Annotated in this window: 16 protein-coding genes; 7 read left to right on the top strand and 9 right to left on the bottom strand. The window is 48.1% G+C overall.

The genetic code is table 11. The features are described from left to right. Positions 1 to 219 precede the first annotated feature (219 nt). The 6 genes from AACS80_RS00080 (at position 220) to AACS80_RS00055 (ending at position 7,128) form a co-directional block, all read left to right on the top strand. The gene (locus tag AACS80_RS00080) at positions 220 to 327 is read left to right on the top strand and encodes a hypothetical protein (RefSeq protein WP_123057984.1); all 108 of its coding nucleotides are present in this window, start codon (positions 220 to 222) and stop codon (positions 325 to 327) included. Positions 328 to 531: 204 nt separating this feature from the next. After that, positions 532 to 1,815, top strand: coding sequence for a citrate synthase (gltA, locus tag AACS80_RS00075; protein WP_064528891.1), 1,284 nt, complete (start codon positions 532 to 534; stop codon positions 1,813 to 1,815). A gap of 390 nt (positions 1,816 to 2,205) precedes the next feature. Then, the gene (locus AACS80_RS00070) at positions 2,206 to 2,772 is read left to right on the top strand and encodes a fimbrial protein (protein WP_130209862.1); all 567 of its coding nucleotides are present in this window, start codon (positions 2,206 to 2,208) and stop codon (positions 2,770 to 2,772) included. A gap of 89 nt (positions 2,773 to 2,861) precedes the next feature. Then, positions 2,862 to 5,321, top strand: a complete 2,460-nt coding sequence (locus tag AACS80_RS00065) for a fimbria/pilus outer membrane usher protein (protein WP_171021434.1) — start codon at positions 2,862 to 2,864, stop codon at positions 5,319 to 5,321. A 14-nt stretch (positions 5,322 to 5,335) separates the two neighbouring features. Then, a complete protein-coding gene (locus tag AACS80_RS00060; protein WP_130209858.1) occupies positions 5,336 to 6,070 on the top strand; it encodes a fimbrial biogenesis chaperone in 735 nt (244 codons plus the stop codon). Beyond that, positions 6,067 to 7,128 (top strand): fimbrial protein, encoded by a 1,062-nt coding sequence (locus AACS80_RS00055; RefSeq protein ID WP_138183605.1) that lies wholly within the window; start codon positions 6,067 to 6,069, stop codon positions 7,126 to 7,128. The genes AACS80_RS00060 and AACS80_RS00055 overlap by 4 nt, the downstream gene beginning before the upstream one ends. Before the next feature lie 225 nt (positions 7,129 to 7,353). Here the strand turns inward: AACS80_RS00055 and AACS80_RS00050 are convergent, their stop codons facing one another. From AACS80_RS00050 to AACS80_RS00015, 8 genes are all read right to left on the bottom strand, one after another. Next, positions 7,354 to 8,664 (bottom strand): TRAP transporter large permease, encoded by a 1,311-nt coding sequence (locus AACS80_RS00050; RefSeq protein WP_130209854.1) that lies wholly within the window; start codon positions 8,662 to 8,664, stop codon positions 7,354 to 7,356. After that, entirely contained in the window at positions 8,664 to 9,125 is a 462-nt protein-coding gene (locus AACS80_RS00045; protein ID WP_130209852.1) for a TRAP transporter small permease, read from the bottom strand. Before AACS80_RS00045 ends, AACS80_RS00050 begins: the two co-directional genes overlap by 1 nt. Before the next feature lie 59 nt (positions 9,126 to 9,184). Further along, positions 9,185 to 10,102 carry a C4-dicarboxylate TRAP transporter substrate-binding protein gene (locus AACS80_RS00040; protein WP_445236437.1) on the bottom strand — a complete coding sequence of 306 codons (918 nt, stop codon included), beginning with the start codon at positions 10,100 to 10,102 and terminating at the stop codon, positions 9,185 to 9,187. 78 nt (positions 10,103 to 10,180) lie between these two features. Beyond that, positions 10,181 to 11,377, bottom strand: coding sequence for a UxaA family hydrolase (locus tag AACS80_RS00035; RefSeq protein WP_135409687.1), 1,197 nt, complete (start codon positions 11,375 to 11,377; stop codon positions 10,181 to 10,183). Then, on the bottom strand, positions 11,377 to 11,688 hold the full coding sequence (locus AACS80_RS00030; protein WP_001361279.1) for a UxaA family hydrolase: 312 nt from the start codon (positions 11,686 to 11,688) through the stop codon (positions 11,377 to 11,379). Before AACS80_RS00030 ends, AACS80_RS00035 begins: the two co-directional genes overlap by 1 nt. Before the next feature lie 14 nt (positions 11,689 to 11,702). Next, entirely contained in the window at positions 11,703 to 12,458 is a 756-nt protein-coding gene (locus AACS80_RS00025; protein WP_130259820.1) for an SDR family NAD(P)-dependent oxidoreductase, read from the bottom strand. Positions 12,459 to 12,469: 11 nt separating this feature from the next. After that, positions 12,470 to 13,483, bottom strand: coding sequence for a zinc-binding alcohol dehydrogenase family protein (locus AACS80_RS00020; RefSeq protein ID WP_000646084.1), 1,014 nt, complete (start codon positions 13,481 to 13,483; stop codon positions 12,470 to 12,472). Between the two features lie 12 nt (positions 13,484 to 13,495). Continuing rightward, entirely contained in the window at positions 13,496 to 14,185 is a 690-nt protein-coding gene (locus tag AACS80_RS00015) for an RraA family protein (RefSeq protein WP_240725799.1), read from the bottom strand. 259 nt (positions 14,186 to 14,444) lie between these two features. On the opposite strand from AACS80_RS00015, the gene AACS80_RS00010 reads away from it, so the two are divergent. Further along, positions 14,445 to 15,158: a FadR/GntR family transcriptional regulator gene (locus AACS80_RS00010; RefSeq protein WP_130209844.1), complete on the top strand. Its 714-nt coding sequence runs from the start codon at positions 14,445 to 14,447 to the stop codon at positions 15,156 to 15,158. Between the two features lie 39 nt (positions 15,159 to 15,197). On the opposite strand, the gene AACS80_RS00005 is transcribed toward AACS80_RS00010, so the two are convergent. After that, positions 15,198 to 16,110 (bottom strand): RNA-guided endonuclease InsQ/TnpB family protein (locus tag AACS80_RS00005; protein ID WP_138183603.1); only part of this gene is annotated, 913 nt, incomplete at its 5' end.

Below are 16,110 nucleotides of genomic sequence, written 5' to 3'. Positions count from 1 at the left end.
GTTACAACGCTGGGTGGCTCGGGATTGCAGGGTGTTCCGGAGACCTGGCGGCAGTATAGGCTGTTCACAAAATCATTACAATTAACCTACATATAGTTTGTCTGGTTTTATCCGGAACAGTGATCTGGGTCACGATAACAACATTTATTTAATTTTTAACCATCACATTTGACAATCATTCAACAAAGTTGTTACAAACATTACCAGGAAAAGCATATAATGCGTAAAAGTTATGGGGTCACTATTTCACCGAAGATTAACTTATGTAACAGTGTGGAAGTATTGACCAATACATTCGAGACAGTTATTAGTGATAGACAGGTTTAATAATTCGGATTGCTAAGTGCTTGATTCGCCGTTTATTCGTCATCAATGAATTCTTTACCTGCAAGCGCCCAGAGCTCTGTACCCAGGTTTCCTCTCTCCCACAGAGCGGCGAGCCAAATAACAAACGGGTAAAGCCAGGTTGATGTGCGAAGGCAAATTTAAGTTCCGGCAGTCTTATGCAATAAGGCGCTAAGGAGACCTTAAATGGCTGATACAAAAGCAAAACTCACCCTCAATGGGAACACAGCTGTTGAACTGGATGTGCTGAAAGGCACGCTAGGTCAAGATGTTATCGATATCCGTACGCTTGGTTCAAAAGGCGTATTCACCTTTGACCCTGGTTTCACTTCAACAGCATCCTGCGAATCTAAAATTACTTTTATTGATGGTGATGAAGGTATTTTGCTGCATCGTGGCTTCCCGATCGATCAGCTGGCAACCGATTCTAACTACCTGGAAGTTTGCTACATCCTGTTGAATGGTGAAAAACCAACCCAGGAACAGTATGACGAGTTCAAAACGACGGTGACCCGTCATACCATGATCCACGAGCAGATCACCCGTCTCTTCCACGCTTTCCGTCGCGACTCGCATCCGATGGCGGTAATGTGCGGTATTACTGGTGCGCTGGCGGCGTTTTATCATGACTCTCTGGACGTCAATAACCCGCGCCATCGTGAAATCGCCGCGTTCCGCCTGTTGTCGAAAATGCCGACCATGGCAGCAATGTGCTACAAATATTCCATCGGGCAGCCGTTTGTTTACCCGCGTAATGACCTCTCCTACGCTGGAAACTTCCTGCACATGATGTTCTCCACGCCGTGCGAACCGTATGAAGTCAATCCGATTCTGGAACGCGCGATGGACCGTATTCTGATCCTGCACGCTGACCACGAACAAAACGCCTCTACTTCTACCGTACGTACCGCAGGTTCTTCGGGCGCAAACCCGTTTGCCTGTATCGCGGCAGGTATTGCTTCTCTGTGGGGACCAGCACACGGCGGCGCCAACGAAGCTGCACTGAAAATGCTGGAAGAAATCAGCTCGGTTAAACACATTCCGGAATTTGTTCGTCGTGCGAAAGACAAAAATGACTCTTTCCGTCTGATGGGCTTCGGTCACCGTGTGTACAAAAACTACGACCCGCGCGCGACTGTAATGCGTGAAACCTGCCATGAAGTGCTGAAAGAGCTGGGTACCAAAGATGACCTGCTGGAAGTGGCCATGGAGCTGGAAAACATCGCGCTGAACGACCCGTACTTTATCGAGAAGAAACTGTACCCGAACGTCGATTTCTACTCTGGTATCATCCTGAAAGCGATGGGCATTCCGTCTTCCATGTTCACCGTCATCTTCGCCATGGCCCGTACCGTTGGCTGGATCGCTCACTGGAGCGAAATGCATAGTGACGGCATGAAGATTGCCCGTCCGCGTCAGCTTTACACTGGTTACGAAAAACGCGACTTTAAAAGCGACATCAAGCGTTAACCATTGATTGCATGACAGTAAATCCTTCTAACCCGTCTTTTCTATGGCGGGTTATTTTTTATTTGCCTAAACACAAAAAATTGTAAAGATAAAATCCATTATCGGACCAACATAGATATTGTAAAAAAAATAACACTGCTCATTTTATGATCAGCCTGATGGTTTTTTATTACACCCTCCAGATAGCAAGATTTTTAACCTCATGAAAATGAGGGGAATCTCTAATAAACCTGCATCCTTTTCATTAAGCAATTAATTCACCGCATCAATTAATTAGCCTTGTATTTAATATAGTTAACAATGTTTTTAAGTAAAACTAAAAACATTTGATATTCAAGTAAGTTATTCTGGTACCGCTATACTTTTTCTATTTCCTTAAAGGACTCCGTTATGTTTAAAGGACAAAAAACACTGGCGGCGCTGGCCGTATCTCTGTTAATTTCAGCCCCTGTTTATGCTGCAAATGAAGGCTCTGGTGAAATTCACTTTAAAGGTGAAGTTATTGAAGCGCCTTGTGAAATTAAGCAAGAAGACATTGATAAACAAGTAAATCTTGGTGAGGTGACCAAGACCCGCATCAACCAGGATCATCACAGTGCATTAACGCCTGTCGATATTCATTTAGTTAACTGTGACCTGCCAAATTCCGATAACGGTTCTGGTTCCGTAGTATCAAAAGTCTCAGTAACCTTTGACAGTTCGGCGAAAACCACGGGAGCCTCACCAATGCTCAGTAACACCAGCGCTGGTGAAGCCACTGGTGTTGGCGTGCGCTTAATGAACAAAGACCAGTCCAACATCACTCTGGGTTCAGAAAGTCCAGATATTGGGCTGGAACCAACAGCCACAGAACAAACACTAAACTTCTTCGCCTGGATGGAGCAGATTGATAACGGCACTCCCGTGACGGCGGGTGAAGTCACTGCCAACGCGACCTATGTGCTGGATTATAAATAATCACCGCGTCGTCATTGATTAATCTATACATATGACAGCGACGTATTACGGCGGCAAGTTAGCCGCCTTTCTTCAAATATTTATCAGGTATGGATGCCGTGAATATTTACCGAGTTTCTGTTTTATCCTGCCTGACAATGGCTATCCCCTCTGCATTGGCAGTGGAGTTTAACCTTAACGTCCTTGATAAATCGATGCGCGATAGCGTTGATATTTCTCTGCTCAATGAAAAAGGCGCTATCGTCCCCGGTGATTATTTTGTTAGCGTCGTTGTTAATAATATTCAAATCAGCAGTGGGCAATCTATTCACTGGCAAAAAGCCAACGACAAAACAATTCCTTGTATCAATGATTCCCTGTTGAGTAAATTTGGCCTTAAAGAAAAAATCCGCCAGACATTGCCGCAGGTTAATCAGTGTTTTGATTTTAGCGGCCTGCCGGAAATTGTCTTTACGTTTGATCAGACCAACCAACAACTTAATATCTCGATTCCACAAGCCTGGCTGGCATGGCATTCAGACAACTGGGCGCCGCCTGAAACATGGGATACCGGAGTTTCGGGTGTCCTGCTGGACTACAACCTGTTTGCCAGCACTTATCGTCCGCAAGAAGGAAGCAGTAATACCAATCTGAATGCTTACGGTACAACGGGTATTAACGCCGGAGCATGGCGGTTGCGTAGCGATTACCAGCTCAACCAGTCCGATAATGGTGATGTACATGATCAATCCGGGGCCATTTCCCGAACCTATCTGTTTCGCCCGCTACCACAAATAGGCTCCAGATTAACGCTTGGCGAAACCGATCTCAGTTCCAATATTTTTGACGGTTTTTCGTATACCGGCGCCTCCCTGACCAGCGATGACCGAATGCTTCCCTGGGAATTACGCGGATATGCACCGCAAATTAGCGGCGTGGCGCAAACTAACGCTACCGTCACCATAAGCCATACCGGACGCGTCATTTATCAGAAAAAAGTCCCACCTGGCCCGTTTATCATTGATGACCTGAATCAGTCAGTTCAAGGCACACTGGATGTTAAAGTGACGGAGGAAGATGGCCGGGTTAATAATTTCCAGGTATCCGCAGCATCAACGCCTTTTCTGACCCGCCAGGGGCAGGTGCGTTATAAACTTGCAGCGGGTCGTCCGCGCCCTTCTTTGTCTCATCATACTGAAAACGAAACGTTTTTAAGTAATGAAGCTTCCTGGGGGGTGTTCTCCAATACTTCACTGTATGGCGGGTTGATTCTCGCCGGGGACGATTATCATTCTGGCGCGCTGGGTATAGGGCAAAATATGCTGTGGCTGGGGGCGCTCTCCTTCGACGTCACCTGGGCTAAAAGTCGTTTTGATAATCAACCGGACGAGAAAGGTTACAGTTATCGCTTCAACTACAGTAAACGGATAGATGCCACCGACAGTCTTCTTTCGATAGCGGCATATCGTTTCTCCGACCGCCATTTCCATAGCTACGCCAATTATATCGATCATAAATACAATGACGCTGATGCTCAGGATGAAAAAAGGACAATCAGCCTTTCCGCCGGGCAACCCATTACGCCGCTGAATCTCAACCTGTACGTCAACGTGTTGCGTCAAACCTGGTGGAATGCGGAGTCCTCCACAACCGCCAATATTACCGCTGGCTTTAACGTTGATATCGGTGACTGGAAAGATATTTCCGTCTCAACCTCATTTAACACCACACATTACGAAGACAAAGCTCGTGATAACCAGATTTACCTGTCCATTTCATTGCCTATTGGTGACGGTGGCCGCATTGGTTATGACATGCAGGACAGTAAAAATAGTACCTCGCACCGCATGTCGTGGAACGATACCCTGGATGACCGTAACAGTTGGGGAATATCGACCGGCCTGCAATCTGACCGCCCTGACAATGGCGCGCAGGTTAGCGGCAATTATCAGCATCTTAGTTCTGCGGGCGAGTGGGATCTGTCTGGCACGTACGCCGCTAATGATTACAGCTCTGCCAGCACCAGCTGGAGTGGCTCCTTTACTGCTACACGCTATGGCGCTGCGTTTCATCGCCGTAGCTCCACCAACGAACCTCGTCTTATGGTTAGTACAGACGGTGTAGCCGACATTCCGATTCAGGGTAATCTCGACTACACCAACCGCTTTGGCATTGCGGTCGTACCGTTTGTCTCCAGTTACCAACCCTCGACTGTCGCGGTCAATATGAACGACTTGCCCGACGGCGTCACGGTATCCGAAAACGTGGTCAAAGAAACCTGGACGGAAGGTGCGATCGGCTATAAAGCGCTGGCTTCACGTTCTGGAAAAGATGTCAACGTCATCATCCGCGACTCCAGCGGTCATTTCCCACCACTCGGCGCCGATATCCGGCAAGAAGGAAGCGGAATCAGCGTCGGAATGGTGGGGGAAGATGGCCACGCCTGGTTAAGTGGTGTGGGTGAAAGTCAGCGATTCACAATACTTTGGGGTGATAAACAGCGTTGTTTAATTCAGCTTCCTCAGCACCTGGAAGATATGAGTAAACGTCTGATTCTCCCCTGTCATTAATTAAGGAAAAGACAATGACAATTTTTAAAGGAATGCCCCTTATTCTGCTGATCGTGAGCTTATGCAGCCATGCTGCGTTACAGCCCGATCGCACTCGCATCGTGTTTAACGCCAAAGATAAAGCGACCAGCCTGCGGATAGAAAATCGCAGCGATAAACTTCCCTATCTCGCATACTCATGGATAGAAAATGACAAAGGGGATAAAAGCGATGATTTCCTCGTAGCCTTGCCGCCAATCCAACGTCTGGAAGCGAAAGCGACCTCGCAGGCGCGTATCGTCAAGCAATCTTCAACCAGCCAATTGCCGACCGATCGTGAGTCGCTGTTTTACTATAATCTGCGCGAGATCCCCCCCGCTCCGGAAAAAGCAACCGGTCATGCCATTCTTCAAGTTGCTATCCAGAGCCGTATAAAGTTGTTCTGGCGGCCCGCCGGATTACGCAAAAAATCGGGCGAGCATGTGGAATTACAGTTACAGGTCAGCCAGCAGAATAATCAACTTACCCTGAAAAACCCGACCCCTTATTACCTGACAATCGCCTATCTTGGCCGCGATAAAAAAGGCATTCTGCCCGGCTTTAAAAGTACGCTCATAGCGCCTTTTACTTCGGCAATCGCCAGTACGGGTAACTATAACGGCAACCAGTTTTATCTTGGTTATATGGATGACTATGGCGCGTTGCGTATGACGACGCTCAACTGTCAGGGGCCATGCAAAATGCAGCGCGTGGTGGAGGATAAACAATGAGTATAAGCAAAGGACTGTTACTCATTGCCTGTTTGTTATTTCTGCCCTTAAAAAACGCGTTGGCGCTGGACTGTTATTTTGGCGCCTCAGGCGGCTCGGTGGAAAAAGCAGAAACGATTATGCCATTCGCCGTCCCGGCTAACGCCAAAACGGGAGATAAAATCTGGGAATCCGATGATATTAAAATCCCCGTCTATTGTGATAACAATACTAACGGTGATTTCGAAAGTGAGCACGTTTATGCATGGGTAAACCCCTACCCCGGTATGCAGGATCGCTACTATCAACTCGGTGTAACCTATAACGGCGCTGATTATGACGCCAGCCTCGGAAAAAGCCGTATCGATACTAACCAATGCATCGACAGTAAAAAAATTGACATGTATACGCCAGAGCAAATAATCGCAATGGGATGGCAAAATAAAATTTGTTCTGGTGATCCTGCAAATATCCGTAAATCGCGAACATTTATGGCACGTATGCGACTGTACGTCAAACTACGCGAAATGCCGCCACACGATTATCAAAGCACCCTTAGCGATTACACTGTCGTACAATTTGATGGCGCTGGCGGCGTCAACGAAGATCCCTCGGCCAAAAACCTGAAATATCACATCTATGGGCTGGAAAATATTCGCGTTCTTGACTGCGGTGTCGACTTCGCCATTACCCCCGATAATCAGGTCATCGATTTTGGTAAATTTAACGTGCTGGATATTCGCCGTCACAATATGACAAAAACGTTCTCCATCAAAACGACCAAAACCCAAAATGGTGAATGCACCGATGGCTTCAAAGTCAGTTCTTCGTTTTATACCGAAGAAACATTGGTGGAAGGCGATCAGGCGCTGCTCGTGGGGAATGGATTGCGGCTACGTGTGCTGGATGAAAATTCTTCACCCTATACATTCAATAAATATTCTGAATACGCCGACTTTACCAGCGACATGCTGGTCTATGAAAAAGCCTATACGGCAGAACTGTCATCTATAAGCGGCACGCCCATTGAGCCCGGCCCCTTTGATACCGTGGTGCTGTTCAAAATTAACTACAACTAAATTCTATTCACGCGGATAGAACGTTGTGTGTATCACTGTCGTTATATTGTTATCAACGTTCTGGCCTTCTGGTCAGAACGTTTTCTAACCAGCATATACTCTAAATTATTTTAAAAAACACCCCATCGGTTGACCATAGAAAAAATAATGCAAAAGCCTATGGGTAAAATACCCCCGAAAAAATCACGGGGGTCATACTCAATCAAAGGGTATTACATTTATTGTTTAAACCAGCAGCAAAGATATTATCGGAATATAGGTAATGACCAACAGAAGTAAAATCAGACTTATCAGTAGTGGTACCGCTTCTCGCATAAATTGCCCGACAGAAACCTGTACGGTATTACACACCAGCAGCATCACCGTTCCGACAGGCGGTGATAACGTTCCTAACGATAAGTTGAGGATCATGATGATGCCAAAATGCACCGGATCAATGCCAAAATGCGCCACCACAGGTTTAAGCAACGGCACTAATATCAGCAGGATGGCGCTGCCTTCAAGGAACATGCCAAGCACCAGCAGCAATAGATTAATAATCAATAAAAAGACGTATTTATTATCGGTCAGAGAGGTCACAAACTCCGCAACTGTTATACCGGCCCGCTCGAGGGAAAATATCCAGCCCAGCGCGGCACTCGCCATAATGATTAACATGACTGACGCCGTGGAACGCGCCGTCTCAGAGAGCGCAGTAAATACATGGCTGATTTTCAGTTCGCGATAAATGACAAAACCAATAAACATCACCAACAATACCGCCACTGCTCCGGCTTCCGTTGGCGTGAAGATATTTGCCCGAATGCCGCCGATAACCGCAACGATTAAAAACAATGCTGGCCAGGCCTGCACCAGAGCCACCGACACTTCTTTCGGTTTTGGCCAGTGTTCACTGGAAGGCTTTAAATCGCGACGAATAGCCACCAGCCAGACGGTGACAATCAACATCGCGGCGCACAGCAGTCCCGGAAGGATCCCGGCCATAAACATGGAACCGATGGAGACATCCGCCACCAGTCCGTAAAGGATCAGTGCAATACCCGGTGGGATAATAGGCGTGATCAGCGAGCCGCTGGCAGTTATCGCAGCGGCAAAGCCACGGGAATAACCTTTCTGTTCCATTTCCGGCACCATCATGCGCGACAACATCGCAGCATCCGCCAGGTTAGAAGCACTGACGCCGCCCATCATGGTACTCACCAGAATGTTAGCCCCGCCCAGGCCACCGCGCATTCTACCAACCAACACGTTGGCAATTTGCAAAATACGCGCGGCAATACCGGTATAGCTCATTAGCGTACCTAATAAGATAAAAAACGGAATAGCTAACAGCGAAGGAGTTTGCGTCGTGGCAATCAAGCGCTGAATTGCCACCATTAACGGTACGTTTGAATAGCAAAGGAAGTAGGTCAGAATGCCGCAAAACATCGCCAGCCATACCGGCATATTAATAAATAAACAGATGAACATCAGCGGAATGATCATCAGCCAGTTATCCAGCCAACTTCCCGCCAGTAATTCACTCAATGCGGTCATTATTCACCTTCCTTGTTGGGTGTTTTCTTTATCAGGTGTAAGGCGGTAAAACAGGCAATGCCGATAGCACCAACCGTGACTGCAATATCGATCCAGAACCAGGATATTTTTAATATTTGGGTTGTTTTAAACGCTGTCCCGGCAGCTAATTTCCATGCAGACCAGGCCATAACAACCAGCAAAATAATAGATATCAGAGAGACAAATAAGGTTAATACGCGTTGCCAGCGAGGTGTAAGTGCATCAGCTAAAAATGGAATAGACAAATGAGTATTATCTCTTTCAGCAACAACGGCACCGAACATCACCACCCAAACCATTAATAAACCGGAGATTTCTTCTGTCCATTGTAATGGCATATTAAATACGTAGCGCATGATTACCGCGCCAATGGTTATTATCACTAATAAAAAGAGCGTTAATACTGCGGCAACTTCAATTACTTTCCCTAAAAGACGCATACACACCTCTGCTCTTAACGGTCGGTGCCGAAACACCGACCTGTCCTTGTGCCATGAAGTTATTTCAGCTGTTGCTGAATAGTGTCATATAACCCCGGGGTCCATTCCGGGAATTGTTGGTACACTTTTAAGGCTTTTTCTTTGAAAGGAGCCACGTCAGGATAGATAATTTCTACGCCCTGCTCCTGCATGGTTTTCAACATTGCTGCATCCTGCTCAGTGGTAATTTTCTGGCTATATAAACCAGCTTCATACGCTGTCTGGTGAATAATATCTAACTGCGCAGGTGTCAGGGTACTGAAAAACGCTTCTCCACCCAACCATAATGATGTATTGGTCAGATAGTTCACCATTGACAGATATTTCGCCTGCTCATGCAGTTTTTGCCCATACAGAACAGAAACCGGGTTTTCCACACCATCGATCATTCCCTGAGTCAGCGCCGGATAAACGTCTCCCAGCGGCATCGGTGTTGGCGTTGCGCCCATTGCTTCAATGGCCTTAATCTGCATGACGTTATTCGGTACGCGAATCTTCATTCCTTTCAGGTCTTCCGGTGTACGAATTGGTTTTTTAGCAATGATCTGCCGGGTACCGTACAGATAGTTGCTCATGACAATATGCACACCTTTTTCCCGCAGCTTTTGTTCTTTCTGTTTAAACCAGTCGCTGGCATAAATCGCAAACAGTTTCTGCGGATCTTCGGTTAAATAAGGCCCAAATAATATTCCCAGGTCTGCATCATAGTCAGTTAAAAAACCAACATCACTGATGGTGATAATATTCATCCCCATCAACGCTTGCTCTGTAATATCTTGTTTAGATCCTAACTGTGAACTTGGGTAAAGCTCGAAAACAATATCTCCATTGCTTTTTTTCTTCACAAGATCTGCCCAGTACTTCACTACTGTATCCGCGGGTTCGCCAAGGTTACTTTCATAGGCGATTTTGATAGTTACCGGTGCGGCATTCAGCATCGGACTTAATATAGCGAAAAGAAATAAAAATGACGTCAGTAATTTCTTCATTATTATTACCTGTGAGAGCTTTATTGATTAACGGGGATCTGCCCGACAGACTGCGTTTTTGTTGTAATCAAATGCTTTATACGTTAAAACAAACTCCTGATGTTCCAGTCGTTCTGCGGCACAATGTTGACCGTTGGCGACATTTTCAATCACCTGCATAATATCGTCCGCAATGTCGTCGAGCGTTGCGCCTTCGCTAATAACCCGTCCGGCATTTACGTCCATATCGTCAGATAAATGCTCCCACGTCTGCGGGTTATTACACACTTTAATAATCGGTGCGATCACAGAACCAATAACCGAACCGCGCCCCGTGGTAAATAACACCATATGACAGCCAGAGGCGATAAGTTCCAGCGCTTCTGATGAGTCATTAATATTCGGATAACCAAAACGTGGCTCACCATCAGGCACAACGTCCATCAACCAAAGTCCGGGAAAAGGTGTTTGTTGTGTCGGTAAAATAACACCAGCAATATGCGCATCACCCGATTTGGTATATGCCCCGAGGGATTTTTCTTCCTGCGTGGTTAAGCCACCTTCGGCATTACCATTGGAAAAACTCCCCAGCCCCATCAAACTGTAATAACGATCTGCTTTTGTCATTGCCGCTTCGATGGCATCACGTGCCTGCGGACTGCCCGCTCGCGACATCATATGTTGCTCACAACCAAGCAACTCACCGCTTTCTTCAAAAATGCAGGTAGCCCCTTTCTCCAGCAACTGGTCAAAGGCACGCCCTACTGCCGGATTGCCCGTGATACCACTGGTGCCATCGGAACCACCGCAGATAGTGCCAACCACCAGGTCGCTCCAGTTCAGAGTACAACGCGGTGTATCCGCAAGCTGTTCCAGCATTTCAGCGACCAACTGCTTACCCAGAGTAATGGTGTTGGTCGTACCTTTATTTTCCTGAATGACGAGCGTATGACACGGTCGCCCGCTTTCGCGAACTTCTTGCTCCAGCCGACGGCGATCGAAATTCTCGCACCCCAGCGAAATAATCAGTACACCACCTACGTTGCTATGCGTCGCCAGATTTTTCACCAGCCGATAGCCGTAATCGCTGGGATAACAACCTGAAAAACCAAAATACTGCACATCGTGACAAGGAAATCCTTCGGCAATCTTTTTAGCGACGTGGCTGGCACACTCCACCATAAAGATTACCTGCACAGTATTACGAATACCCGGTCGGCCATTTTGCCGTACATAACCTTCCATTATGCTTTTTCCTCTGGCTGATAGCCGGCATCATCATGATGAAAAATGGCGATGGCATTGCTGGCAAGATTATGGGAATGCACATGTTCACCCATGGCAATATCACGAGTGGCATGTCCGATAATGGCGCCATATTTCAGAATCGAATCACCATTGTTCAGCGCTTCGCAGGCCAGTTTGTGACCCAGGGTAACGGAACTACAGGCCACCATTTCCCCCTCATCCCACCAGACAATATCGCCACTGGCGATGTCATTCAGCGCGACTACACAGTTATCTTTGGCATGTAGCTTTAACGCACGTTTGCGCATAATTCCTCCGTACATCAGAAGCCGATCAATGCGCCGCCATCGACCACCAGCACCTGACCACTGACAAATGCCGCTGCGTCTGAAGCCAGGTAAACCGCTGCCCAACCGATATCTTCCGGCTTACCGAATTTTTTCATCGGTGTACGACCAAGGATTTTGTTACGGCGTTCGTCATCGCCTTCAATGGCCTTACGCAACATTGGTGTATCGATCCAACCAGGCGCAATGCCATTGACGCGAATCCCGTGTCCGGCAAGCTCCGTGGTCATACCGCGAATCATGCCGAGATAGGCTGACTTCGCAGCGCTGTAGCCAGTAACCAGAGGCTGCCCAAGAAATGAGGTCATAGAGGCGGTAAACAGAACACAACCTTGACCGCGTTGTTTCATATGCGGCACAAGGGCTTTGGTTAACGCAAATGCACCGACCACGTGAACGTCGAGCACTGACTCAAAATCACTGACACTCATCTCTTCAATCGGTTTTTTGCAGTGATTGCCTGCGTTATTGACCAGGATATCGATAGCCCCGTGTTCGCTAATAAGCGCATCAACTTTTTCCTGCGCGGCTGCGGTATCGCCGACATCCATTTGTATCCAACTGGCCTGCGACCCCAATGTTCCGGCAGTAGCTTTTGCCAGCTCGCTGTTCATGTCAGCAATAATGACCTTCGCCCCGCTGACTATCATGCATTTGGCCATTGCCAGCCCCAGTCCACTGGCCGCCCCTGTAATCAGCGCGGTTTTGTTATGTAAAGAAAAAGCATTCATGGTGTCGCTCCTTAAAGGTCAATGAGGATTTTGGTATACGCGCCGGGATCACTTGCCCAGTCGCTAAAAGCGTGATCAGCCTGTTCCAGCGGATAGTGAGCGCTCACCAGATTGCTGACCGGATAACGCCCGGACTCCATCAATGCCAGCACGGCACGAAAATCCGCCACGGTGGCATTGCGCGAACCACGGATATCCAGTTCTTTCATCAGGAACTGCGCACTCTGATAACTCACTGGTTGTTTGGCGTAACCGACATAAACCACACGACCGCTAAACGCCACCAGCCCTGTAGCCTGTTCAATGGTTTGTTGATTACCCACCGCTTCAATCACCACTTCCGGGCCGCGACCGTCATTTAACAGCGCCAGTTCTGCCGCCACGTCACATTGCTGCGAATTAAGAAAACGTTGCGCGCCGCACTCCTGGGCAATGTTCTGCTTGCGATCATCAATATCGATAGCAATTACGCGCGCGCCCATCGCGGATGCCGCAGCGATAGCGCCAAGGCCAATTACCCCACAACCGATAACTGCGACCCATTCACCGACATTAATTTGCGCACGTCTGGCTGCATGTAGTCCCACCGCCAACGGTTCTACCAGCGCTAACTCATCAACACTTAAGGCATTACAAACAATGACCTTATGTGCAGGCATCGTCAGTTGTTGCGCCATCCCACCCTGACGCTGTACACCGAGAGTCTGGTTGTTCTTACAGGCGTTAGGACGACCGCTCAGACAGGAGCTGCACACGCCACACTCAGTGCACGGCAGTACGACCACCCGGTCACCAGGCTTGATCGCCCCCGCCATATCGCCAGTTGCCAGCACCGTGCCGCCAATTTCATGCCCCGGAATACAGGGATAATTAACCAGCGGATTCAGCCCCCGCCAGGTATTGAGGTCAGAGCCACACAGCCCAACACGCTCAACATTGATAAGCACTTCTCCTTTCCCGCAGACCGGTTCGGGGATATCAACAAATCGCGCCTGACTTCCCTGCTCAATGGTTAATGCCTTCATTCGTTGCTCTCCTTACATTACGCCGAAGGTTTCAAAGGCCTGTACCGTGCTCATGCCATCACTGATGGCTTTGCGCACTTCACTTTCAGTTGCCACTTTTTCCAGCGCCTGGCTAATAACTTCTTTCTCAACAACCTGGGGAATAATCAGTAATCCGTCACGATCGCCAAACACGATATCGCCCGGATTCACCCGCACACCGTGAAATTCGATGGGTACGCCGAAATCGATAACTTTGCCGCGCGGACCTTGATCCTGTGCGTAAGTGCCATGGCAAAAGGTGGGAAATTTCAATTCAAGAATTTCAGCAGAGTCACGGGCGTAACCATCAAGTACCGCTCCTGCTGCTTTCAGATGCATGGCACGGGTAGACATCAACCCGCCCCATAACGCATAGCGCAGAGAGCTGCCCGTAGTGATGTAAACATCATTCTCTTTGAGGGCATCCAGCGCTTCAAACATGATGCCAAACGGTTTTTCGCCGATCGCCGTCTTACCCGACGTCGATTTGGTTTCGTAAACGTCGGACTCCAGCACCGGCATTGCCCGGCCTGCCACCACCATATTCACCTCCAGCGGCTTGATTGCCGGAGAAACAAACTGGTGCATATAGCCCAGCGTGTCGAGAATATCGCCAACCACGGCGGTAAATAGCCGGGTTTTCATCAACGCAAAAAGTTCGTTATCACTCTTCCACATCATATTTACCTATAAGCCTGTTTAACAGGTTTACAGGGTAAGGAGAAAAAGCGCACAATACTGCGATGGGCGTCACGAAAAAATTGGGTATTTACTATTTCTTCGCCACGCTTTGACGCAATATGTCTTTGATTCGCACTGCATGGCGGGCGCACAGGCGCAGTAGTCTATTGATAATCAAGGGTTCTGGAGGAAAATATGAAGGATACAGTCCCGGTATTCTGGATTTTACCGACCAGGAAAAAGTACAACAGGAGTAAAAATGAGTGAGAGTGCGTTATTGACCAGCGTAACGTTATCGTCACAGGTCAAAAATCATATTCTTAACCTGATCGCCGAACAAAAATTGACACCGGGGATGCCAGTTCCCAGTGAAGTTCAGTTGATTCAGAAATTGGGTGTCAGTCGGGGTATTGTGCGTGAGGCCTATCGTTCACTTGCCGCCCTGGGGATTCTGGAAACGCACAGCGGTAAAGTGCCACGAATCAAAAAATTTGATGATGAAGTGCTGCGCGTGGTGTTTGGATTTGCCCTGGCGACCGAACAAGTGACAACAGAGCAAATTCTTCAAGTACGCCGCTGGCTGGAGTTGGGCGTTGTGGAAGCGGCTGCCCGTAATGGCGAAGAGGAAGATTTTGCTAACCTACGGGCTGAAATGGCAAAAATCCGCGAACAGTTCGATGATGTTGAAAGCTTTATCACCCATGATATCCGCTTCCATCAGTTACTCGCCGTTGCCTCAAAAAATCCGCTTTTTATGATGTTATTGCAGGCATTACATCAGCAGTTGCGGCAATCCATCCAGGAGGGGTTAAACGCCCAAAGCGATCAAAAAGAGTATGGCAATCACATCATCACACTACACCAGAAAATCTGCGACGCGGTGTGTGCCAGAGATGTCGAAACGGCGACTCAAGCCATGAAATCACACTTCGACAGCCCGGTCAGTGCACTGATCAATAATTCCTCGCCTTGACATCCTCCACGCCCTGAATGACGAGGATCCCTGCTACGTTCAGCCTGTCGCCTGAATCATTTCGGTGGGTTCCTGCTTCAACGGGCGGCCTGACTGCACCATCCCTCCACAGGCAAGAACGGCGTGCCCCGCCGCTAAAATGTTACGAGCGCCGTTTACATCGGCGTTCGCTGTATATCCACATACCTGGCATCTGAATTTACTTTGTGACGGGCGATTTTCTTTCGCTGTATGACCACAGCACGCGCAACGCTGGCTTGTGTACGCTGGCGAAACCGCAAGCACCTGACCGCCACGCCAGAGCTCTTTGTACTCAAGCTGGCGGCGCATTTCATACCAGACCTGATCCAGTATCGAACGGTTTAAATCTGATTTTGCCCGGACATTGCGCCCCGGCTGGTTGACCGTACCCGCTGCTGACTTTGACATGTTGCTGACCTTCAAATCCTCAATGACTATCATTGCGTGGTTTTTGCTGATTGTCGTTGTGACTTTGTGAAGGTAGTCCCTGCGGATATTTGCGATACAGGAATGCAGACACTGTATTTTGCGTTTCTGCTTCTGCCAGTTGTTGCTGAATTTGACCTTGCGGCTTAACTGTCGCTGAAGTCTCGCCAGCTTTTTCTGGTTTTTCTGAAAACTGTTTACAGGCTCAAAGACTGTGCCATCTGACAGCGTGGCAAGTTTAGCCACGCCAGCATCCAGTCCGACCATTGATACTGAAGGATGAACAGGAGTAGATACTTCACTTTCTGTCTGAATACTGATGTACCACTTACCGCAGGACTGGCTGACTGTGACATTTTTTACAACTCCCATGACCTGACGACTGTTCCGGTAGCGCATCCAGCCAAGTTTCGGCAGAAAAATACGGCTGTTTTCCTGATCGAGCTTAACGCCCTGCGGGTAGCGAAATGCATCATTCTGTCCCTGCTTTTTGAATCGGGGAAAA

It is taken from the genome of Escherichia sp. E4385 (assembly GCF_963883145.1).
GTDB lineage: Bacteria > Pseudomonadota > Gammaproteobacteria > Enterobacterales > Enterobacteriaceae > Escherichia.
The sequence above is the reverse complement of the archived record's forward strand: the minus strand, read 5'-3'. Positions and strand labels throughout refer to the sequence as shown.

Bases quoted from the DNA above. Each gene is read 5' to 3' on its own strand.
- AACS80_RS00015 (WP_240725799.1), bottom strand. From the start codon at position 14,185: ATGATGTGGAAGAGTGATAACGAACTTTTTGCGTTGATGAAAACCCGG.
- AACS80_RS00065 (WP_171021434.1), top strand. From the start codon at position 2,862: ATGGATGCCGTGAATATTTACCGAGTTTCTGTTTTATCCTGCCTGACA.
- AACS80_RS00050 (WP_130209854.1), bottom strand. From the start codon at position 8,664: ATGACCGCATTGAGTGAATTACTGGCGGGAAGTTGGCTGGATAACTGG.
- AACS80_RS00070 (WP_130209862.1), top strand. From the start codon at position 2,206: ATGTTTAAAGGACAAAAAACACTGGCGGCGCTGGCCGTATCTCTGTTA.
- AACS80_RS00010 (WP_130209844.1), top strand. From the start codon at position 14,445: ATGAGTGAGAGTGCGTTATTGACCAGCGTAACGTTATCGTCACAGGTC.
- AACS80_RS00055 (WP_138183605.1), top strand. From the start codon at position 6,067: ATGAGTATAAGCAAAGGACTGTTACTCATTGCCTGTTTGTTATTTCTG.
- gltA (WP_064528891.1), top strand. From the start codon at position 532: ATGGCTGATACAAAAGCAAAACTCACCCTCAATGGGAACACAGCTGTT.
- AACS80_RS00020 (WP_000646084.1), bottom strand. From the start codon at position 13,483: ATGAAGGCATTAACCATTGAGCAGGGAAGTCAGGCGCGATTTGTTGAT.
- AACS80_RS00040 (WP_445236437.1), bottom strand. From the start codon at position 10,102: ATGCTGAATGCCGCACCGGTAACTATCAAAATCGCCTATGAAAGTAAC.
- AACS80_RS00025 (WP_130259820.1), bottom strand. From the start codon at position 12,458: ATGAATGCTTTTTCTTTACATAACAAAACCGCGCTGATTACAGGGGCG.
- AACS80_RS00035 (WP_135409687.1), bottom strand. From the start codon at position 11,377: ATGGAAGGTTATGTACGGCAAAATGGCCGACCGGGTATTCGTAATACT.
- AACS80_RS00030 (WP_001361279.1), bottom strand. From the start codon at position 11,688: ATGCGCAAACGTGCGTTAAAGCTACATGCCAAAGATAACTGTGTAGTC.
- AACS80_RS00060 (WP_130209858.1), top strand. From the start codon at position 5,336: ATGACAATTTTTAAAGGAATGCCCCTTATTCTGCTGATCGTGAGCTTA.
- AACS80_RS00080 (WP_123057984.1), top strand. From the start codon at position 220: ATGCGTAAAAGTTATGGGGTCACTATTTCACCGAAGATTAACTTATGT.
- AACS80_RS00045 (WP_130209852.1), bottom strand. From the start codon at position 9,125: ATGCGTCTTTTAGGGAAAGTAATTGAAGTTGCCGCAGTATTAACGCTC.